Source organism: Mesorhizobium sp. WSM3864, from assembly GCF_002294955.1.
GTDB lineage: Bacteria > Pseudomonadota > Alphaproteobacteria > Rhizobiales > Rhizobiaceae > Mesorhizobium.
The window spans coordinates 118,844-138,482 of the sequence record NZ_NSGD01000010.1 but is presented as its reverse complement, the minus strand read 5'-3'; the positions used below and the strand labels follow the sequence as shown (position 1 = coordinate 138,482).

24 protein-coding genes are annotated in these 19,639 nt (G+C 62.4%); 8 read left to right on the top strand and 16 right to left on the bottom strand.

Annotated elements, in window-relative coordinates; translation table 11 throughout:
• Positions 1 to 59: 59 nt before the first annotated feature.
• The 5 genes from CK215_RS20825 to CK215_RS20805 all read right to left on the bottom strand — a co-directional run bounded on the left by CK215_RS20825 (position 60) and on the right by CK215_RS20805 (position 5,560).
• The gene (locus CK215_RS20825) at positions 60 to 344 is read right to left on the bottom strand and encodes a photosystem reaction center subunit H (protein WP_095778953.1); all 285 of its coding nucleotides are present in this window, start codon (positions 342 to 344) and stop codon (positions 60 to 62) included.
• A 100-nt stretch (positions 345 to 444) separates the two neighbouring features.
• Positions 445 to 768, bottom strand: a complete 324-nt coding sequence (locus CK215_RS20820; RefSeq protein WP_066992944.1) for a DUF2934 domain-containing protein — start codon at positions 766 to 768, stop codon at positions 445 to 447.
• A 97-nt stretch (positions 769 to 865) separates the two neighbouring features.
• Entirely contained in the window at positions 866 to 1,975 is a 1,110-nt protein-coding gene (locus CK215_RS20815; RefSeq protein WP_095832008.1) for a mandelate racemase/muconate lactonizing enzyme family protein, read from the bottom strand.
• Positions 1,975 to 4,413, bottom strand: a complete 2,439-nt coding sequence (locus CK215_RS20810) for an FAD-dependent oxidoreductase (RefSeq protein ID WP_095832007.1) — start codon at positions 4,411 to 4,413, stop codon at positions 1,975 to 1,977. Before CK215_RS20810 ends, CK215_RS20815 begins: the two co-directional genes overlap by 1 nt.
• Positions 4,414 to 4,561: 148 nt before the next feature.
• Complete coding sequence (locus CK215_RS20805; protein ID WP_095832006.1) at positions 4,562 to 5,560, bottom strand: L,D-transpeptidase; 999 nt, start codon at positions 5,558 to 5,560, stop codon at positions 4,562 to 4,564.
• Between the two features lie 393 nt (positions 5,561 to 5,953).
• Here CK215_RS20805 and CK215_RS20800 point away from each other — a divergent pair, with 393 nt between their 5' ends.
• Genes CK215_RS20800 through CK215_RS20790 form a run of 3 tightly spaced genes read left to right on the top strand, consistent with a single transcriptional unit; the run spans position 5,954 to position 6,592 of the window.
• Positions 5,954 to 6,148 (top strand): DUF3606 domain-containing protein, encoded by a 195-nt coding sequence (locus CK215_RS20800; protein WP_066992956.1) that lies wholly within the window; start codon positions 5,954 to 5,956, stop codon positions 6,146 to 6,148.
• Positions 6,132 to 6,314: a hypothetical protein gene (locus tag CK215_RS20795; protein ID WP_066992959.1), complete on the top strand. Its 183-nt coding sequence runs from the start codon at positions 6,132 to 6,134 to the stop codon at positions 6,312 to 6,314. Before CK215_RS20800 ends, CK215_RS20795 begins: the two co-directional genes overlap by 17 nt.
• 23 nt (positions 6,315 to 6,337) lie before the next feature.
• Positions 6,338 to 6,592: a helix-turn-helix domain-containing protein gene (locus tag CK215_RS20790; protein WP_095832005.1), complete on the top strand. Its 255-nt coding sequence runs from the start codon at positions 6,338 to 6,340 to the stop codon at positions 6,590 to 6,592.
• A 247-nt stretch (positions 6,593 to 6,839) separates the two neighbouring features.
• Here the strand turns inward: CK215_RS20790 and CK215_RS20785 are convergent, their stop codons facing one another.
• On the bottom strand, positions 6,840 to 7,058 hold the full coding sequence (locus CK215_RS20785; RefSeq protein ID WP_095824617.1) for a hypothetical protein: 219 nt from the start codon (positions 7,056 to 7,058) through the stop codon (positions 6,840 to 6,842).
• 239 nt (positions 7,059 to 7,297) lie between these two features.
• Here CK215_RS20785 and ligD point away from each other — a divergent pair, with 239 nt between their 5' ends.
• Positions 7,298 to 9,067 (top strand): DNA ligase D, encoded by a 1,770-nt coding sequence (gene ligD / locus CK215_RS20780; RefSeq protein ID WP_095832004.1) that lies wholly within the window; start codon positions 7,298 to 7,300, stop codon positions 9,065 to 9,067.
• Between the two features lie 286 nt (positions 9,068 to 9,353).
• Here the strand turns inward: ligD and CK215_RS32275 are convergent, their stop codons facing one another.
• The gene (locus CK215_RS32275) at positions 9,354 to 9,476 is read right to left on the bottom strand and encodes a hypothetical protein (protein ID WP_280940525.1); all 123 of its coding nucleotides are present in this window, start codon (positions 9,474 to 9,476) and stop codon (positions 9,354 to 9,356) included.
• A gap of 44 nt (positions 9,477 to 9,520) precedes the next feature.
• Positions 9,521 to 9,709: a DUF3606 domain-containing protein gene (locus CK215_RS20775; protein ID WP_066992973.1), complete on the bottom strand. Its 189-nt coding sequence runs from the start codon at positions 9,707 to 9,709 to the stop codon at positions 9,521 to 9,523.
• 212 nt (positions 9,710 to 9,921) lie between these two features.
• Between CK215_RS20775 and CK215_RS20770 the strand changes: the two genes are divergently transcribed.
• Entirely contained in the window at positions 9,922 to 10,431 is a 510-nt protein-coding gene (locus CK215_RS20770; protein ID WP_066992977.1) for a DUF892 family protein, read from the top strand.
• A 49-nt stretch (positions 10,432 to 10,480) separates the two neighbouring features.
• Here CK215_RS20770 and CK215_RS20765 read toward each other — a convergent pair whose 3' ends face one another.
• The 4 genes from CK215_RS20765 to CK215_RS20745 form a co-directional block, all read right to left on the bottom strand.
• Positions 10,481 to 10,768 carry a DUF982 domain-containing protein gene (locus CK215_RS20765; protein WP_095832003.1) on the bottom strand — a complete coding sequence of 96 codons (288 nt, stop codon included), beginning with the start codon at positions 10,766 to 10,768 and terminating at the stop codon, positions 10,481 to 10,483.
• Positions 10,769 to 10,790: 22 nt separating this feature from the next.
• Positions 10,791 to 11,090, bottom strand: a complete 300-nt coding sequence (locus CK215_RS20760; RefSeq protein WP_095832002.1) for a DUF982 domain-containing protein — start codon at positions 11,088 to 11,090, stop codon at positions 10,791 to 10,793.
• 343 nt (positions 11,091 to 11,433) lie between these two features.
• Positions 11,434 to 11,739 (bottom strand): hypothetical protein, encoded by a 306-nt coding sequence (locus tag CK215_RS20755; RefSeq protein ID WP_066992982.1) that lies wholly within the window; start codon positions 11,737 to 11,739, stop codon positions 11,434 to 11,436.
• Between the two features lie 362 nt (positions 11,740 to 12,101).
• Positions 12,102 to 12,332: a hypothetical protein gene (locus CK215_RS20745; protein WP_066992985.1), complete on the bottom strand. Its 231-nt coding sequence runs from the start codon at positions 12,330 to 12,332 to the stop codon at positions 12,102 to 12,104.
• A gap of 173 nt (positions 12,333 to 12,505) precedes the next feature.
• Between CK215_RS20745 and CK215_RS32270 the strand changes: the two genes are divergently transcribed.
• Together CK215_RS32270 and CK215_RS20740 are read left to right on the top strand one after the other, a co-directional pair.
• A complete protein-coding gene (locus tag CK215_RS32270) occupies positions 12,506 to 12,631 on the top strand; it encodes a hypothetical protein (RefSeq protein WP_280953084.1) in 126 nt (41 codons plus the stop codon).
• Positions 12,632 to 12,658: 27 nt separating this feature from the next.
• Positions 12,659 to 12,991, top strand: a complete 333-nt coding sequence (locus CK215_RS20740; RefSeq protein WP_141245504.1) for a hypothetical protein — start codon at positions 12,659 to 12,661, stop codon at positions 12,989 to 12,991.
• Positions 12,992 to 13,045: 54 nt separating this feature from the next.
• Here the strand turns inward: CK215_RS20740 and CK215_RS20735 are convergent, their stop codons facing one another.
• Positions 13,046 to 13,231, bottom strand: coding sequence for a hypothetical protein (locus CK215_RS20735; RefSeq protein ID WP_066992988.1), 186 nt, complete (start codon positions 13,229 to 13,231; stop codon positions 13,046 to 13,048).
• A 268-nt stretch (positions 13,232 to 13,499) separates the two neighbouring features.
• A complete protein-coding gene (locus CK215_RS20730) occupies positions 13,500 to 15,035 on the bottom strand; it encodes an FAD-dependent oxidoreductase (RefSeq protein ID WP_095831999.1) in 1,536 nt (511 codons plus the stop codon).
• A gap of 404 nt (positions 15,036 to 15,439) precedes the next feature.
• Here CK215_RS20730 and CK215_RS20725 point away from each other — a divergent pair, with 404 nt between their 5' ends.
• Complete coding sequence (locus CK215_RS20725; protein WP_245418749.1) at positions 15,440 to 17,389, top strand: GGDEF domain-containing phosphodiesterase; 1,950 nt, start codon at positions 15,440 to 15,442, stop codon at positions 17,387 to 17,389.
• Between the two features lie 72 nt (positions 17,390 to 17,461).
• Here the strand turns inward: CK215_RS20725 and CK215_RS20720 are convergent, their stop codons facing one another.
• Both CK215_RS20720 and fabF read right to left on the bottom strand, forming a co-directional pair.
• Entirely contained in the window at positions 17,462 to 18,277 is an 816-nt protein-coding gene (locus tag CK215_RS20720; RefSeq protein WP_095828719.1) for an oxidoreductase, read from the bottom strand.
• Between the two features lie 78 nt (positions 18,278 to 18,355).
• On the bottom strand, positions 18,356 to 19,630 hold the full coding sequence (gene fabF, locus CK215_RS20715; RefSeq protein ID WP_095828718.1) for a beta-ketoacyl-ACP synthase II: 1,275 nt from the start codon (positions 19,628 to 19,630) through the stop codon (positions 18,356 to 18,358).
• Positions 19,631 to 19,639: the final 9 nt, after the last annotated feature.

Sequence of the window (19,639 nt, the reverse complement as noted above, 5' to 3'; positions counted from 1 at the left end):
CAGGCCGCCGAGCGCGACCTGCTGAATGGAGGCCCGGCTCTCGTCGGACCCTCCCGTGCTCAGTCGTGATGCTCGGGCATCGACTTCAGCTGGTCCTTCGTCCATCTGGTCACGGCGTGGACGTCGCCGTCCTCGTCGCGCATGAAATCCAATTGGTTGGCGCTGACGGCGACCGGCTTTGCACCGATGCCGAGGAAGCCGCCGACATCGATGACGACCTGGCTGCCATGCATGTGGTCGACCGAACCGATCTTTTCGTCGTCCGGGCCGTAGATGGTTGCGCCTTCGAGAATGCTGGGAGTCAGTTCGGCGTTTGTCAGCCTTACGTGGTTGGTGTGATCCATGACAGGTCTCCTGTGGTTAGACAGGAGGAACTGTCGATGGCAACGAGGGTTCCGCCGACGTCGAATGCCGGCAACCGTCGCACGCGTCGTGGTTCCTGACCTACAGCCCTTTCCGTGCCCGGATGCTCCGCGCCGCCTGCTCGATCGCGGCGCGGTCGCTGCCCAGCCTGTCGAGCAACTCCTGCGCTTCTTGGGCCGATATGCCGGTGCGTATCGCAAGCGCCTCGACCGTCAGCACATCCGCGCTGTCGATCTCGCGCGTTCCAGGCAGCGCATCGCCTGCCGTGAGCGGCAGCGCCGCCTCGCGATCGATCTCCATCTCGGCCTGGCGCCAGTGCCGCTCATGGTCGCCATGCAAACTGCCCTCGCGCTGCCAGAGCTCATAGGCACGCTGCCTGATCTTCTCGGTCCGATCATCATCCATTGCCGTTCCTCCCTTTGCGTGCCACTCAACGCGGGATGAGGCGGAACGATCCGCGAGACCCAAGAAGTGATCGGCCGGGCCAAAGCCTGGCCGGTTGTCAGGCTCCGTAAGTCGCCAGCGGACTGCCGAATATCCCGGCCTCGGGTTTCACGCCCAGGCCCGGCCGCTGCGGCACGGCTATGTGGCCCTTTTCGATCACGACCGGGTTCTTCCGGTCGAAATGCCCGTCGATATATTCTTGGGCGATCCAGGCCCCCTCCATCCGGCGCGGTTCGACCGTGGCAGCAAGATGGACACACGCCGCCGCGATGATGTCGCCGCCCCAGGCGTCGTCGCAGCTGTGCGGCAGCGAGCGAATTGCGCAAAGGTCGCGCACGGTTGTCATCTTCGTGAGGCCGCCGAGGCGCGTCACCTTGAAGCCGAAGCCGTCGGCGATGCCCATGGAGATCGCTCGAAGCACCGCGTTCTGGTCCTCGGTACTCTCGTCGAGGTAGACCGGATGCGTCACCCGGCCCTTCAGCGTAGCGACTTCATCCATAGTGTTGCAGGGCTGTTCGAAGACGAAGGGGATCGCCTGGCAAAGCCGGTCGAGATGCATTGCCGACGCGATTGTCAGGCCCCGGTTGCCGTCGACCGCGATGCGCGCCTTGTAGCCGACAGCTTCCCAGACCTTGTGCACGACGGCCACGTCTTCTTCGAGGTTGCGCCCACCGATCTTCACTTGGAGGCGGGGATAGCCGGCCTTCACCTTGTCGGCGGCGATCCTCGCCGTTTCGTCCGGCGGACCTACGATCAGCGAATAATAGGCCGGCACGCGATCGGTCAGCGCGCCGCCCAGCAGCGTCGAGACCGGCACGCCGAGCTTTTGGCCGAGCAGGTCGAGAAAGGCCATGTCGAACGCGGCCTTGGCATAGCCATGTCCGTTCAGGCGCTCGTCCATCTGTTTCGCAAGCAGTCTGATAGAAGCGATCTCCGCACCGATCAGACCCGGGGCGATTTCGGCGATCGCCGCGCGGGCGCCCAGCGCATGGTGCGGCTGATAGACCGGTCCGATCGGGCAGGTCTCGCCCCAGCCGGTCAAGCCGTCATCGGTCACGATCTCGACAAGGGTGGAGTCCAGCGACTCCACGTCGTCGCTGGCCATGCGGTAGACGCCGCCTTTGACGGGCAGCTGCGCCGAATAGACGTTGATCCGATCGACGCGCATCACATACGCGCCCTGGCCGAGGTCGGATCGTAAGGCGAGTCCGCGATCACCTCGGCGATCTTCCAGTCCCCCAAAATGGCGACCTCGAGCTTGGTGCCGGGTTTGCTAAGACGTTCCGGCAGAAGGGCCAGCGCCACGTCATGGCCGAGCGCATAGCCGTAGCCGCCCGACGTAATGCGCCCGACAAGTTCGCCGTCGATATAAAGGCCCTCGGAGGCAAGCGTGCTCGCGCCGCCGGTTTCGATCTTGAGCGTCACCGACCGGCGCTGGTCGTTCCTCGCCTTGTATTTCAGCACCGCCTCGCGGCCGACGAAATCGCCCTTGTCGCGGCGGATGAAGCGCTCGAGCCCGCTCTCCAGCGCGTTGAGCTCAGGGTTCATGTCGCGATACATGGCGCGGTAGGATTTTTCGAGCCTGAGCGACTCCAGCGCATGCAGCCCGACAAGCCGCATGCCGTGCTTCTCGCCCTCCTTTAGGATGGCATCCAGCAGCTGCCGCTGATAGGGCAGCGGATGATAGAGTTCCCAGCCGAGCTCGCCCTCATAGTTGACGCGCAGCAGCCGAACGTCGCTGGCCAGGGCGACGCTGCCGGTCGTCACGCTGAACCATGGGAACTTTTCGTTCGAAAGATCGATCTCGGTCAGCGGCTGCAGCACTTCGCGTGCCTTGGGCCCGACGACGGTGAAGCAGCCGCGATCGTTGGTGACGTTCTTCAGTGATATGCTGCCGTCGGCGGGCAGCAGCCTTGAGAGATCGTCGAAATTCCAGCGCTCGGCGCGCGGCGTCGAGATCAGGTAGAACAGGTCTTCTCCGAGCCGCGCCACCATGTACTCCGCCTGCACGCCGCCGCCCGCAGTGAGGTGATGCGCCAGCGTCACCTTTCCGACCGCCGGCAAGCGATTGGCAATGATCCTGTCCAGCCAGGCGGCCGCGTTCGGTCCGGACACCTCGAACTTGGTCATGGGCGTCATCTCGACCAGGCCGACGGCAGTGCGCACCGCCTGTACTTCCTGGGCGACGAGGTTCCCCTTCGGCGTCCATCGCCAGCTATACTGGTCCTTGGCTTCGACGCCGTCGCGCGCGAACCAGTTGGGCATCTCCCAGCCATTGAGCACGCCCCAGACCGCGCCGAGCTCGGTCAGCCTGTCATAGGAAGGCGCGGTCTTCTGCGGCCGGGCGGCGGGCATGTCCTGTCCCGGATATTTCTGCTCCGCATGTGTACCCCAGGCCTCGCGGACCTTTTGGCGCGTCCAGGCCTTGTTGCAGTAGTCGCCGAAGCGGCGCGGATCGAGATCCGAGGTGTCGAGGCTGTTGCCGCCTTCGACGATCCGTTCCGACAGGTAATAGCCGATCGTGCCGCCCCACAGGATGCCGCCTGGCACGCCTTCAGCCAGCCAGACATTGGGCAGGCCCCAGGCCGGTCCCATCAGGGGAAGCTCGTCCGCGGTCATCTGGAACGGACCGCGCACATTGGCCTTGATGCCGACGCGCCCCAGCGCCGGCACCAGTTGCAGAGCCTGCTCCCAGTTCCACGACACCGCCTCGAAATCTTCTTCGACGAGGTCGGCGCCGAACCAGGAAGGGACGCCGTCCTCGGCGAACAGTTTCAGGTTCGCCGTGCGCTCGTAAGGCCCGAACATCAGCCCGTCGCCTTCTTCGCGCAGATAGCCCTCGAAGCCTTCGTCGCGCAGGATCGGCATTTCGGGGCGGCCCTGCCTTTTCCGCTCGACGATTTCCGGCACCGCTTCGGTGATCCAGTACTGGTGCAGGATCGGGATCGCCGGGATATCGAGGCCGAGCAGCGCGCCGGTCTGGCGCGCATAATTGCCGGTCGCGGAGATCACGTGCTCGCAGGTGATGTCGCCCTTGTTCGTCTGGACGAGCCATTCGCCGCCGGGCGTGCGCCTGAAGCCGGTCACTTCGGTGTTGAGATAGACCTTGCTGCCGAGGTCGCGCGCGCCCTTGGCCATGGCGATGGTCACATCGGCCGGTGCGATGTGGCCGTCATCGGGATGATAAAGCGCGCCCAGCATGTGGTCGTTGTCGAGCAGCGGCGCCAGCTGCCTCGCCTCGGCCGGCGTCAGCAACTCAGCGCGCATACCCTGGACGTCTGCCACGCTCATATAGCTCTTGAATTCATCGAGCCGATCTCGCGAGTTGGCGATGCGCAGCTGGCCGCATTTGTGCCAGCCGACCGGCTGGCCGGTTTCGGCCTCCAGCCCTTCATAGATCTCGATGGTCTTCTTGATCATGCGGCCGACATTGATGTTGCGGGTATAGGACGGGATCAGGCCCGCCGCATGCCAGGTGGAGCCGGCCGTAAGCTGGGTCCGCTCGAGCAGCGCAACGTCGGTCCAGCCGCGCTTGGCCAGGCCGTAAAGGATGCTGGCGCCGACGCATCCTCCGCCGACGATCACCACTCTCGCATGTGCTTGCATCGAACCACCAATTCCAGATCGTTTTCAAAAGCGCGCCGCCGAAGCTACAGGCGACGGAAGGCCGTGTAACGTTCTGAAAAACTAGGGGTAACGATAAATTGGGCTTATGCAGCGATCCCGCCTTGGCGGCTCGCTCCTCACGGCGTTTTTACTGCGCCTGCCCGTCCTGCGCCGTCTCGTCCTTGAACTCGACTTTCGTGCCCGGCTTGACCATGGCGGCGAGGTCTTCGACATCCCAGTTGGTCAGCCGGATGCAGCCATGCGAGTAGGTCGTGCCGATCTTGCCGGGATCCGGCGTGCCGTGGATGCCATAGCTTTCGATCGAGAGGTCGATCCAGACCGATCCCACCGGATTGTTCGGTCCCTTGGCGATGGTGAAGGGCCGCTTGCTCTTGACCCCCTTGAAGGCGAATTTCGGATTGTAGTGATAGGTCGGATTGCGCACCACGCGTTTGACCTCCGCGGCGCCGCTCGGCGCCGGCTTTTCCTCGCTGCCGATCGAGGCCGGATAGACCGCAACCGGCTTGCCTGATGGATCGAGCGCGCGGACCTGGCGGGATGCCTTGTCGACCTCGATGGTCTCGATCTCCGCCGGGGCGTCGCCCCGTCCGAGATCGGGCACCACGAGGCTCACATCTGCCTTCCGGAACCCGACGCGCGGGTTTAGCGTCTTCAGCAATTGTTCGCTGATATGGAAACGCTCGGCCAGCCTCTCCCGCGCATTGCGATAGCCGAGGCGCTTCAGACGAGCCATCCGCTCCAGGCGGGTGGGGATGCGCCTGGTAAAGGGGCCGCGCACGTCCTTGACCGTGACCTCATATGTCACCAGAACCGGCTCGGCGGAGCTCGCCGTCAGCTTGTCCCAGGTCTCGCGTGTGAGCTTGCCGTCGGAAGCCAGTCCGTTGGCCGCCTGGAACGCCGCCACGGCTTTGGCAAAATTGTCGGAGAGGCGACCGTCGATCAGGCCCGGCGAGAAGCGGGCGCGATCGAGAAGGATCTGCGCCTTGAGAAGCATCGGACTGACGTCCTTCGGCTCGTCCTCGCTGAATTGCGCCTGATTGACCGCGTCGAGATCAAGCCTGGCCGCCTGAGCTCCGCTGCATGCGAGCGCGAACGCCACGGCAGCGACAACGAAGAGCCGGACCATCGACTTCACTCCCGGGTTACGACAAAAACCTGTCTTTATGACGCGGGCGTGCCGATCTGGTTCCTGTCGCAGCGCCGGCGTGCAAATCATTAGAACGTGCACCTTTGGGCGTACGATCTTGAATTTTATGCCGAAACCAGTTCCCAAGAGCGAAAAATGCTGGCATGATCATATAAGGGCCTATGCATTTTCTGATTCGATGGGCCCTTGCCTGGTGACCGGCGGCTCCCCAACGCCCCCCGCCCATGCCGCCGGTTACTTTCATTTGAGGCCTCAGCCCCAGGCAATGCCGTGGCCGACCCGATTCCGGCAAAACGCTAGCGCTTCACGCACATATTAGCGGTTTGGAACATTCCTGCCTTCCCGGTGTTCGTTTTGCCAGGAGGAGCAACCATGGCAGACGTCAAAACGAAGCGCGATTTCCGGGACCGCGACCGTGTGTCGGCGGACGACGATTATGAGGTTCGCTACTTTGCCAAGCAGCATCGCATCACGCCTGAACAGGTTCGGGAGCTGATCAGCGAGCACGGCAACGACCGTAAGATTTTGCAACGTGAGGCAAGGAAGCTGGGTGACAAAGCTTTCTGATTTGGGGCCGCCGATCTTTGCCCGGTTGCGGGTCAGAGCAGCCGCCAACGAAGAGGACCAGTTCCGGATATGTCCCGCCTGCGGGCAGGCAGTGGACTGGGGCGACCTCCGGCAGGTGATCTGGCATGAGCAGCCGGGACACACGAAGCTGGAAATTGACAGCTGAAAAGCCCTAGGGGAGACCCCTTGATGGATTTGACGCCAGAGGAGTCGCGAGCCGCACGAGAACTCCTGCATTGGTCGCAGGTGCGCCTCGGCGCCAAGGCCAGCCTAGGCGAAGGGACCATTCGCGACTTCGAGAACGGGATCAGAATTCTGCGGGTCGAGAAACGAACCCGCATCCGTCGCGCTTTTGAGGCGGCTGGCGTCGTGTTCACGGCGAAGGGGCCCTCGCTTTCGGCCAGGCCCGAAATGAATGGCTATCGCCATAAACAGCGCCGGTAAGCTAGTCCCGCTGCCGAGCGCTGCTGGCAGCGAGCTAACTGTCCACGCAAAACCGGAGGTCGCGTCCTCCGTGAGGCCTGTGAGCGCTCGTGGACGTTTGCTGGAGAGCTTCGACTTCAAGCTGGTTCAACCTCGACCAGGCAAATGAACGAGGTGCATGGCTGACTTATTTGGGGCAGGACCGCGACCGCGCGTTGCCGGCGTTCCCGAAGGGGAAGTCAGAGACTCCTCGATCTTCGAGGCGGCATCAACTTTCCGGAAACCCGTATCGCAGCTTTTGGCCGGTGCCCGGCTGCTTGACAGCGTCAAGTCCCAGTCGGGTGTGTTCGTGCTTGGCAAAAGCTTTCGCGTCCGCTTCGGAACCGAAACCCTTGATGGTGACAACGCCATCCTCGATAACGCGCACGTAATACCTGTCTTCCAGCGTGTCGATCTCGACCGAATCCATTACGATTGACTTGTTCATTGACGGCCCACCTGAAGAAGATCCACCCCGCAGCCAAACGTCGCCGGCTAAGGATTGTTCCGCACTCAACTGATAAAACATCTACTCAGATAATCGGAGCACTCTGCGGGTCGGAGGGCAACGCGTTGCCTTTGCGAGGCCACGCTTGGCCAAGTCGGACAAACATACGATTTTACTAAAATGGAAGGAACTGATGGGACTGCTCCGGCTTGAGTCGCGGTTCCTGGAGTCGCGCGTGCATGACCAGCGGCAAAGACCGGCTTTCCTTCATCGAGTTCCAATCGCCCACCTTGGTCGAGAAAGCTCCCGAAGGCGGCGAATGGCTGCACGAGATCAAGTACGACGGTTACCGAACCCAGCTCATCGTGGAAGGCGCAACAGCGCGAGCCTTCACGCGCCGCGGCTATGACTGGTCGCATCGCTACAGGAGGATTGTCCAGGCGGCGGCAGGCTTGCCGGTGAAATCTGCGATCGTTGATGGCGAGGCTGTCGTTCTCGGCGACACCGGCTTGCCTGACTACCAGGCGCTGGAGCGCGAGTTGGGCAACGCAAACTCTTCGAGATTGATCTTCTATGCCTTCGACCTGCTGCACCTCGACGGTCGCGATCTGCGACAGCAGCCGCTGGTCGAGCGCAAGGCAGCGCTCGAAACGCTGCTGAAGGACAGCGCGCCGACGCTGACCTATGCCGAGCATCTGGAGGTGAGCGGCAGGGAGATGTTCGATCATGCCTGCCGGATGGGCCTGGAGGGGATCGTGTCGAAGCGCGCGGACGCGCCCTACCGTTCCGGCGTGCAGACGAGCTGGGTCAAGGTCAAATGCATCAAGAGCGACACCTTTCCGATCGTCGCGTTCGTCGAGAAGCTTGGCGCTGAGCCGCGCCGGATCGCATCGCTCTACATCGGCAGGCGCGAGGGCGATCGGCTGCTTTATGCAGGCAAGGCTCAGAGCGGTTATACGCTTGAAGTGGCGCGACGCGTTCGCGAACGGCTCGATCCGCTGATCATCGGCAGATCGCCTTTGTCGGAGCCCATTGTGAAGCCAAAGGCGACCTGGGTGAGACCCGAAGTCCTGGCCGAGGTGCAGTTCAGCGGCGTTACCGATCGCGGGATTTTGCGCGAGGCCGTGTTCAAGGGGCTCCGCGAGGACCTGGTGGCGGTCCCGCCAAAGCCGCCGGCGCCGTCGAAACGAAGAGCGGACCGAGATCACGGCGTGCCGCGTGAGAATATCTTGCAGCTGCTGCCCGATGCGGTCTCGCCTTCCAAGGATCAACTCGTTCGCTATTGGAGTCTGGTCGCCGATCAGGCGCTGGTGCACCTCGGCCGTCGCCCACTGAAGCTCGTCCGTCATGCCTTCGGGGCAACTTTCTACCACAAGGGGACGCTGCCCGAGATCCCGGCAGCGGTGCACCAGCTGCGCGTCGAGAAGCGAGAAGGTGGGGAGGGCACTCGGGTCTGGGTCGACGACCTCGACGGCTTGCTCGGGCTGGTCGAAATGGATGCGGTCGAGCTCCACCCGTGGAATGCCACGGTGGATGACATAGAGCATGCCGACCGGATCGTGCTGGATCTCGACCCTGGTGAGGGCGTGGAATGGGCGCAAGTGACTGAGACCGCGCTGGCGCTGCGCGACATCATGGCAGCGTCAGGTCTGGAAAGCTGGCCGAAGGTCACGGGCGGCAAGGGCATTCACTTGATGGCGCCGCTGGCGGCGAAGATGACCCACGACCGCGCGCGGCAGCTCGCCAGGTCGATTGCCCAGGTCCTCGCCGACGCAGAACCCGACCGCTACTTGCTGTCGGCCGCGCCGGTGGCCCGCAAGGGCCGCATCTTCATCGACTATCTGCGCAACGGACGCGGCAACACGGCCGCCGGCGCTTTTTCGCCGCGGGCCCGCCCCGGCTTCCCCATCGCGCATCCCGTTACTTGGGTGCAGGTAGAGCGGCGTATCCGGCCGGATGCGTTTACCATGGACCATCCGTTCAGGGCGGCTCAGCGAAATGCGGCGTAGCGGGCGAGCCCGTGAAGATCATCCCGAATCTGCGTTCTTAGTCATAGGCGATTGAATTTTCGGGCGGAACCAGTTTCCAAGAACGCAAATTGCTGGCATGATCATATAAGGGCCTATGCATATTTTGATTCGATGGCCCCTGTTCCTGGTAACCGACGGCTCCCCATCGCCCCCCGCCCATGCCGTCGGTTGCCTCATTTCGAATCTCAAATTAAGGACGCAGCCCTGACCGGTCGAGCAGGGCTGTGGTACGCCGCAAGGTCCTTGGCCTTGTGGCCGACGGCAATCACGAGCCGAACCAAAATAGCGCCAGAAGGGCCACAAAGATTGCGGCCGCGGCGACGCTGCCCCACATGAAGACCCTGCTGGTGCCACGCTGCTCCTCCTCGCGGGATAGGTTGTTAGCCATGTCAAGTCTCCTTCGCAGTATCTCCGCAGAAGTGCGAACGCCCGTCAGCGGCTCGCCACCGCCCTTGCTTCGCGCTCCAGCGTCGCACGATCGTTTCCGTGCTTTTTGATGAGGTCGCGAGCCTCGGGGATCGTCAGCTGGAATTTCCTCGCGAAGTGGGCGACCTCATATTCCTTATCGCCTGACACGCGGCCGCGGTCGCGGAAATCGCGCTTGGTCGTGTCGTCTGCCATGGTTGTTCCTCCTGGATAGGAATAAAACCGCCTCCCTTTGGGAATGTTCCAGCCTCTGGGAGGTTGGTATGCGGACGCGGCTTCCGTCCTCTCAGCGACGCTTTTCGAGGAGCCGCGGGCCTGCTGCTCGTCATGCCCACTCCCGTCACTCTCGCCACGGAACAATCCGCAGTCCTTGTGGTTCGGGCGCACCCAACCAGGAGGAACAAACTATGTCTGAATCCCGCGAATGGCTGATCCAGTGGCTGAGGGATGCTCACGCAATGGAAGAGCAAGCCGAGACGATGCTGTCCGGCCAGCTGGGCCGGCTCGAGAGCTATCCGGACCTCAGCGAACGCATCCGGGCTCACCTCGCCGAGACCAAGGAGCAGGCGAGACGATTGAAGTCTTGCCTCGATGGCCTGGAAGAAGGTTCGTCAACACTGAAGGACGCAGGCGGAAAACTGACCGCAATGGCGCAGTCGATCAGCGGCGTGTTCGCCGGCGACGAGGTGATGAAAGGCTCTCTGGCCAGCTACACCTTCGAGCATATGGAGATCGCTTCCTATACGATCCTCATGGCTGCCGCTGAAGCCGTGGGTGAAGCCGAGATTGCTCGGGTATGTGAGCAGAACCTGCGCGAAGAAGAAGCGATGGCCGAGTGGCTGAAGGACAATCTTCCGCAGGTCACCGAGACATTCCTCGCCCGGGCCGATGCCGACAGCGACAGCGCCAAGCGCTAGTTCGCGTCCTACAGGTGAAACGAGGCGGCGTTGGCCGCCGCCTCGGTCCTCAAGCGTGCTTCGGCTGGGCTGCTTTTCCATTCGAGAGCGGAACTGCTCCCTCCTCGATGAGGATGTCCTTCCGGCGGGCAAAGGCAACGAAGACGCCTCTCGCCGTTTCTGGGTCGATTTCGCCGACCAAGGCGGCTTTGCAGGCACGCATCGCCGCCTTCTGCTCAGGGCTGTTGCCATACCAGTCGGCGACGAACTGATAGGCATCTACGACAGTGTTCAGCTGACGCGGAAATCCCAGTCCGACCCAGACGCGGATCGGCTTTTCGAACGGTTTTGCAAGCATCGCGACTGCCTCCTTTTTGCTGCTACGCAGTCACGCCGCTGCCTGGGCCCTTGCCGGTCATCCAAGGCAAAGTGACACTCACGTCCTCGTGGATTTTGACCGACTTTGCGAAGCCGCAGAACGCGTCCCTGGCGGCCGTTAGCGGATAGTCGCTGTCGAATGCTCGCTGACAGGCACGCAGGGCGGTCTCGTAGATGGTGCCGCGTTTGTTCTTGGGCCATTCGTAAAGAAATTCCAGGGCGTCATCGAGGCAGGCGATTTCCTGGATGAGGCTGTTCCCGTTCTTCACGAAAACGGGGCTGTCAAACATCCGATCGTTCATAAGATCCTCCAAGTCGAACGAACAATTTGAGTTCTGAGACAGGCCGGAACCGGCAGCGATCCTGGCCTGGCTGCGATATGGGTTTGCGGTTTTTGGCCGTCAAGATGAGGGCGCGTGCGGGAGCGTTCGGCTCGATGGGAACCTTCCGCGGGTCTTGCTGTTCGGTACGCAGCGGCGGGGCGAACCTTTGCTCCGATATGAGGGCCGCCATCCGTGAGCGAGTCATGTGGCCGCTCTTGCGAAAACCCGCCCGCGCTCCTCCCCGGGCGGGTTTTTGCCGGAGCAATTCTAGAAAAGCGTGACTCGGGTTTCCGTCCGGAACTGCCGGCAGGCACAGTCTTCCTTACGCCGGCCGCTGAACCACCGGTGGCTTTCGCGCGGGAGGCTTGCTGGTGGTCACCAGCCTGACCTTGTCGATGTCCACTGTAACCGGTACGCCGAGCTTCACGGTCACCCGGTCCCCATTGACGCGCGTTACATCTCCGACGAGCTCGATCGGCTGGCCTCTCTTCACGGTCGACGTGCGGTCGATGATCGAATGCGGCTGCTCATAGGAGGGAATCGACACGCTGACGCGGTCCTCCGTCACCCGCCGGCGAACCGTTGCGGTGATGGCGACCTCGTCTCCGACCTTGATGCCTCTTGCCATAGACGCAAGACTGGTGCGGCCAGCGGATTCGTCAAGCGATCGCTAATGTATCTTTGCGCACTTTCCAGCGCGTGCCTTGGCACGCGTGCAAGAAAACCGGATCTGGCTCGTCAACAGGCTACTTCCTGAGCGACAGTGCCTTCGCCTCGCGAACGAGCGAACCCCAATTCAAGCCTAGGAAAGAAACAAGTTCCAAAGCCTGCGCTTCGGTAATGCCGATCTCCCGGACAAGCCGTTGAACAACAGATTCCTGTGACTGACTGTCAGATGTGAGCGCCATCGGGAGTCCCCTATGGCGGCGCAACGTTCAAGTCAGAAATTAGTTCCCGCCAATTCCGGGCTTGGCTGCCACCGGCGGTCCGTCATTGGCTGGAAGCGAGCTTCTGGATACGCCCTTTGTCCAGACGGAACACCCCCTCAGTGCCGCCCTGGCGCTCAAAGTCGGTCTGGAGTTCGTCCCACGTACCCAGATATTTGCCGCATTCGGCACAATGGATTTGGGTAGTGGGTTGAGCATCGATGGGGATCTGCAACCGGATCACACCGCAATACGGGCATTCCAATTTGTGATCCAGATACCTACCGGCGATCATCGCCCACCATCTCGCAATCGGCAGGTCTGCGCAAGCCGCCGATTCTTGTGCATGCCGCCAGGAGGCACAGCGATTCTGGGGCAGCGAGACGCACCAACCAACGACTAAAAGCGCTTCGCCACGCCCTCCGACATCGCGCGCCCGCCCGTCTGTATCCTATGCAGAACGCGTTCATGACCGGCGAGACCATCCACAACGATGGCTGGTGTGAGCGGGCGAGGCAGACGGCTGCCGTGCCGGACCTTGGCCAAGCCGATGGCATTTTCGGCGCAACGCTAATATACATGACGCCCGAATGAGCAGCGCCTCCGCACACGAGGAATGCCATGCGAAGGGTCATCTTCACAGCCATGTGCATTGCCGCCGCAACAGGCGCCAATGCGCATGATTGGTACGAAGACAAGATTGACCCGGTAACGAAATTCAAGTGCTGCGGCAGTCAAGATTGCCGCGCCATCCCTCAGTCTTCGGTGCGGTCCAGAGCCGACGGCGGCTATACCTATTTGCCCGACGGTTTCAACATCCCGCGAGATCGGGTTCAGGAATCGCCGGACGGCCAATATCATATCTGCGAAAACAACTACGTGATAACCAATCAGCCCTATTTGCGCTGCTTCTTCGCGCCGCGGCTCAAGGTTTCTCGGCTGGTCGCACGCTGAGGGGATGGCCGTTTTTCGGAAAGGTCCATCGACCGGCTCAAGCGGCGGCGTGAACTAGACGCCCGAGTGCCTCGCCCTGATGATTCTGGCTTCCCGCAACAGCGCAGGACGATCGCGTCCAACCGCTTTTATCAGCCTCCTGGCTTGCGCGTCCGAAATGCCTGTTTTCTGTTTCAGCAAAATGACGAGCTGCTTGTCGTCGATCCGGTTATGGGAACTGCTTTCGCCGGGTTCGGTCATTGTTGGATCCTCCTCCGACCGAACGGAAAGAAGCCCTGAAAGGTTTCATCGCGTTGTTGCTTTTCGTAGGCGATTGGTACCGCCGATCGCATGGCGGCAAATCAGCCTTCGCCAGGCCGTCTGAAACGGCAAAACGGCCTTTGGTCTTCAACTGCATCACATTTGCAGCGGTCGGCCGTTCCGGTCGGATGTCGGATTTGAGCGCATTGCAGACCGACGCCGGCCGCCTCCGTGCGTGCGCTGCTCTAAGCGGCCTCTGCATGCTTCATCAGGTAGCGCTCTGGCGTTCCATCTCCAATTCGGCCTTCAGGCTTTCGATGTCGCGAAAAATCGAGGCGACCGCCAGTGTGCGTCCCTTGCGCTTGAAACGCAGGAGGCAATCTTTGGCGGCGATGTCGCCTTCCACCGCGATCTCGTCCCATCGCTCCGCATGTCCAACGTAGTTGATCGGGACGTCATAATGCTGGCTCCAGAAGAACGGCACGGCAGTGTATTTCTCGCGCTGTCCGAGCATGTTCAGAGCAGCCGTCTGCCCCTGCCTTTCTGCGACCACCCAGTGCTCGACCCTGATGTTTTCGCCGGAGTGGGGATCGGGCCATCGCGCAATGTCGCCAGCCGCGAAAACGCCCGGCGCGCTCGTCTCCAGAAAGGCATCCACCATGATGCCGCGGTCGAGCCTGAGCCCAGCCTTTTCGGCAAGCCCGAGCCGCGGCCGCACGCCGATGCCAGCGACGATGAGATCCGCGGTCAGCGTAAGGCCGCTGCTCAGTTGCACGTTCGTGCCGTCGATGGCGGTCGCGGTGTCCTCGAGATGAAAGACGACGCCATTTTGCTCGTGGAGGCTGCGGATGAAGTCGCCCATCTGCGGCCCGAGGACCCGCTCCATCGGCCGTTCGTCGGGCGCGACGACATGAACTTCGATGTTCCGCGCACGCAGGGACGCGGCAACCTCGAGACCGATGAAACTGGCGCCCAGCACGATGGCGCTGCGGGCCGTCTCGGCTTGCTCGATAATCGTGCTGCAGTCGGAGAGCGAGCGCAGCGTATGGACCTGTGGCTGATCGGCGCCCGGGATCGTGAGGCGGACCGGTTCGGCTCCCGTAGCAAGCAGCAAACGGTCGTAGGCAGTTCGGTTCCCGTCTGCGTGCACGACCTCGCCGGACCGGACATCGATGTCGGCGACGCTGGTCTTGAGGCGCAGATCAATGCCGTTCTTGGCATAGAAGCTTTCCCCGCGCAGCGGAACCCAATCCGACGGCGCCTTGCCGGCGAGGTAATCCTTGGAAAGGTTGGGGCGATCGACGGGCGGCGCCTCGTCGTCGCTGAGCATGACGATGCTGCCCTGATGGCCTTCACGACGCAGTCTTTCGGCGGCTGCGAAACCAGCCGCGCCGCCTCCGACGATCACGATTCTGCCGGCAAACTGGCCAGCTCCTCCGCTGCTGGGCTTTTGAGCCGCTCGCTTGCGCTTCTCGCCCACGAATATGCGATCGCCGCGCTGTTCCACCGACCAGCAGGCGAGTGGACTGAACGCAGGCGCACGCACGGCTTCGCCGGTGCGCAAATCGAAGCAGGCGTGGTGCCACGGACATCGAACGGTATCCTCCACGACAAGACCGTCGACCAGCGGCCCGCCATAATGCGTGCACGCCGCCCCGATTGCGAAGACCTCTGTCCGGCGGCGCACCAACAGCACCTGTTCATCGCCATAGTGACCGACCAGCTTTGCGCCATCGGCAAGGTCGGATAGCGCAATGCCTTGGGCCAGATCCGGTCCGTTCGATTTAGAGTGGTCTTGAGCCATCTTCTTTCTCCCTGCGCTTTTCGATTGGAGTCCGACCGAGCCAGACTGACTCCCGACGCTGGTTTGGGCAAATCAACGATCGCCTGGCCTGCTTTGCGCCAGTCGATGAGCAAAGTTCGAGGCCTGTCACGACATCGACACCCATCCTTTGGTGACCGTAGCGGCCGACGAATGATTTGATGGAGTTTCGTCAGATCGGTTTCCAAACGGACCGACAGATTTTCGCAAGCTCCGGCCACACCGGGGGAGGCGGGCCGGACCGTCGCGCCCGCCTATCGATGACTGATGCGCCGTAAGTCGCTGAAATCCTTAACGCGATTTTCATTCCGCTCGTTTAGCCACTAGGCATGAGAGATTCCGACCAGCCTGGCCCAGATTCAGCCCTTCAGGGGCAAAGCGAAGCCGTGGAAGCGGGAATTCTGCGGGATCAGTTCGCTGACCTGAAGAAGGGCCTTTTCATCTCGATGCCCATCGGCACCGTTCTCTCGGCCCTGATCCTGGCCGTGCAGATGCTCTCGGGCGGTGGCCCGGCGGCGGTTCTGTGGTTTGCGGCGGTCACCATCATCAACGGCGCCCGCATAGGACTGGCGCTCGCCCAGCCGGAAATTGCCTTTGATGGGCCCGATGGCCGGTCGAGGCCGGTCGATGCGCGACTTTCCGTTTACGGGCTGTTGGCGCTGGCATCGGGCATCGCCTGGTCTTTTCTGGCCGTGCTGTCGGATGGATACACCACTCCCCAGGCGCCGCTCTATCTGGTCGTCCTCGCCGGCCTGTCGGCCGGTTCGGTCACCTATGGTGCGTCATACGCGCCGGCTTCGATCAACTTCTTGACATTGCCGCTTCTGATCGCCGCAGGATGCGTGTTGGCGAAAGGCAATATCGAGAACTACGTCCTCGGCTTCACGGTCCTGCTTTTTCTTGGAGGCATGATCAGAAGCTCGCTGCTCGGGCAGGCTCGCTTCAAGGAGACGAGCCGCCTCAAATACGAAGCGCGGGCGTTCGCGGCCCGGATGGAACGAAACTCCAGGTGCGATCCGCTGACGAACTTGCTCAACAGGCACGGGCTCGAGCACGCAATCGGCGAGATGGGTTTTTCCGACGGTCCGTTCGTGACCATGCTGATCGATCTCGACGGCTTCAAATCCGTCAATGACACCTATGGTCACAATATCGGCGACGACCTGCTGGTCCGGGTCGCGCGCAGGATAGAGAACCACGCGCCGCCGGGGGCAACGATCGCGCGCATCGGCGGCGACGAGTTCGTGCTGCTCTTTCCCGCCGCAAGCTCGCAGCACTCGATAGACGAGCTTGCGTCCTTGATCATCGCGGCCATCGCCAATCCGGATCCGGCATTGAAATCGGTGCGTGTCGGCGCCTCGATCGGTATCTACGTATCGGAGACACCGCGACTGACGGAGATGCTGCTGCGCGCCGACTTCGCGCTTTACGCGGCCAAGCGCAGCGGCAGGAACGAATACTGCCTCTTCGATGCCGAGCTCGATCAAGGGCTCGAACGCAAGCACTGCATCGAGCGCGACCTGCGCGCAGCTATCGAGAGAGGCACGCTTTGCTCATGGTTCCAGCCCATCGTGCGGCTGGACACGCAAGCGGTCGCCGGCTTCGAAGCGCTGCTGCGGTGGCAGCACCCGGTTCACGGCGCCATTCCCCCGCCGGAGATCGTGACAGCGGCGCGTGAAACCGGTCTGCTTTCCCTGCTGACCGAGACGGTCTTTCTCAATTGCTGCTCCATGATCGAGGAACTGGCGAGGAAAGGGCGCCAGGATGTGCGCGTTGCGATGAATCTGTCGCCGCGTGAGCTCGAGGCAGGCAATGTCGACGATATGATGCTGGACATCCTGAAGACGAGGAATGTCCCCGCGGCCATGCTCGAGATAGAGATCACGGAAGAGGCGCCCGTGGATCGCGCCCGGGTCGACGAAAAGCTGGAACGCCTGGCGGACGCGGGCATATCGATCGTGCTGGACGATTTCGGCACCGGCTTTTCGACCCTGGTTTCGCTGAAGGACAGTCGGATCCGCAAGATCAAGATCGACAAGGACTTCGTTCGCGATCTGGCCAAGTCCGTGGAAGATCAGGCGCTGGTCAAGGCGGTCATTGATCTCGGACGAACGCTTGGCATAGAGGTCATGGCGGAGGGGGTCGAAACGGACGCCGATCGGCTGATCCTGCGCTCGCTCGATTGCATGATCGGGCAGGGCTTCCTCTTCTCGGCAGCGCTTCCCATGCACGATGCGCTGGCCTTCGAGCCGAGGCATTTCGACACCTCTGCCGCCGCAAGGGCCGCCTGTGATCCCGGGCAACTCCCGTCGCGCCGAACCGGCAGCGCCGCCTAAGGGGGTGGGCGGCTGCGGCTGCCCAACTCCTGTGTCAGAGAGCCTCGAAGGACCCTGTCGGCGACTTGGATATCAGGCCGGCAGGCCGTTTTGCTTTCGCAGGCTCTTGTCGAAGGCGGATTCGGGAACGAAACGGCGCAGCAAGCTGATCTGGCGAGCCATTTTTCCGGCAGCATAGCGCCTCCGTGGAATGGAGGCGGTCGCCGCTTGCAAGACCGTCTTGGCCACGATCTCGGGCGCATCGCCTGTCTCGATGGCTTTCCGCAGAACCACATCCATGCCGGCGCGCGCGGTGCCATAGATGTCCAGCAACTGATCGGGCCTGGCGAGATTTTCTTCAAACGACGTGCGGGTGTAGGCGGGCTCGACCAGCACCACGCGAATTCCGAACGACCGCAGTTCATGGTCTAGCGATTCTGAGTAGCCTTCGATCGCATGCTTGGTCGACGCATAGAGAGCGGAATAGGGAGCCGGAATCAGGCCCAGCACGGAACTCAAATTCACGATTCTGCCGCTCCGTTGGCGTCGCATTGTCGGCAGCACCGCGTTGGTCATCCGGATGACACCAAAGACATTGACATCAAACAGCGCCTGAGCCTGCGCAGTCGAGGATTCCTCCGCGCCGCCGAGCAGGCCGATGCCGGCATTGTTGACGAGCAGGTCTATGCGCCCTGTTTCGGCCAGCACCTCTTCGACCAGCTTCGATACGGACGCGTCGTCGGTCACGTCGCCGGTCAGCATGGTAACGCCATCGGACTGCTCGGAGATCGCGCGACGGCTGGTTCCGAACACGCGAAAGCCCGCGTTCCGGAGGGCTGCGGCTGTTGCGCGCCCGATGCCCGAGGATGCCCCTGTGACGAGGGCGACGCCAGGATTGGTCTTTTTCATGAGATCACTTTCTTGCGGCTGGAGTGGGGAAATCGGAAGGCCGAAACAAAAGCCTCAGCCAGGGAGCGGCTCGACCGTTCATGCCTGTCCGTCCCAGCGCCGGAACAGCGCGCTGGCGTTCACACCTCCGAAGCCAAAACCATTGGAGATCGCGTAGTCCATTCCCATTGGCCGGGCTTGGTTAGCGACGAAGTCTATCCCGTCGCCGGCCGGATCGGGCGCGCCCAGATTGAGGGTTGGCGGCGCCACCTGGTCCCTGAGCGCCAATATCGTGAAGATCGCGCCGAGCCCGCCGGCAGCGCCGAGCAGGTGTCCGGTCGCCGACTTGGTCCCGCTGACGGCGATCGAGAAATCCGCGCCGAAGACCCTTTTGATCGCTTCGATTTCTCCCAGGTCGCCCACCGGCGTGGAGGTCGCATGCGCATTGAGGTGGCGGATCTCGCGTGGCGAGATGCCGGCCTGGGCAATCGCGATCTCCATCGCACGTCGCGCGCCATCGCCGTCCTCGGGGCCGGAAGTGACATGATAGGCATCCGCCGTGGTGCCGTAGCCGACGACCTCGGCGAGCGGTTTCGCGCCGCGAGCCAGCGCATGGCTCAATTCCTCGATGACGAGGATACCGGCGCCTTCGCCCATGACGAACCCGTCCCGCGACATGTCGAACGGACGAGAAGCCTGATCGGGGCGGTGATTGCAGGAGGTCGAAAGCGAGCGTGCCGCTGCAAAGCCGCCCAAGCTGACGGTGTTCATGCATGCCTCGGTGCCGCCGCACAAAGCGATATCGGCCTCATTGGCGCGGATGATGCGAGCCGCATCGCCGATTGCCTGGATGCCGGCGGCGCATGCGGTTACCGGTGCGCCGATGTGGCCTTTGAAGCCGTAGCGGATCGAGACGTGGCCAGCCGCGAGGTTCACCAGGAAAGACGGCACCGTAAACGGTGAAAGGCGCCGAACGCCGCGCTGGTCGACGGTCCGTACCGCCTCGGTGATGGCGGGAAAACCTCCGACACCTGAAGCGATGATCGTCGCCGTGCGAACCCGATCCTTTTCCGAGGCCGGTTTCCATCTCGCCTGGGCAAGCGCCTCTTCTGCAGCGGCCAGCGCGAACAGGATGAAGCGGTCGACCTTGCGCTGATCCTTCGGCGCCAGGAAACCGTTCGGATCGAGGCCGGCTTGGGGATCATCCTCCAGGGAAGGAACCACGCCGCCGATCTTCGCCGGCAAATCTTCCACCACCTCGTCCGCAAGCCTGCGGATACCAGAGCGGCCGGCCAGGAGACGCGACCAGGACGTCTCGACATCCGCCGCAAGCGGCGTGACCGCGCCCATGCCCGTTACAACGATCCGTCGCATCTATTCTCC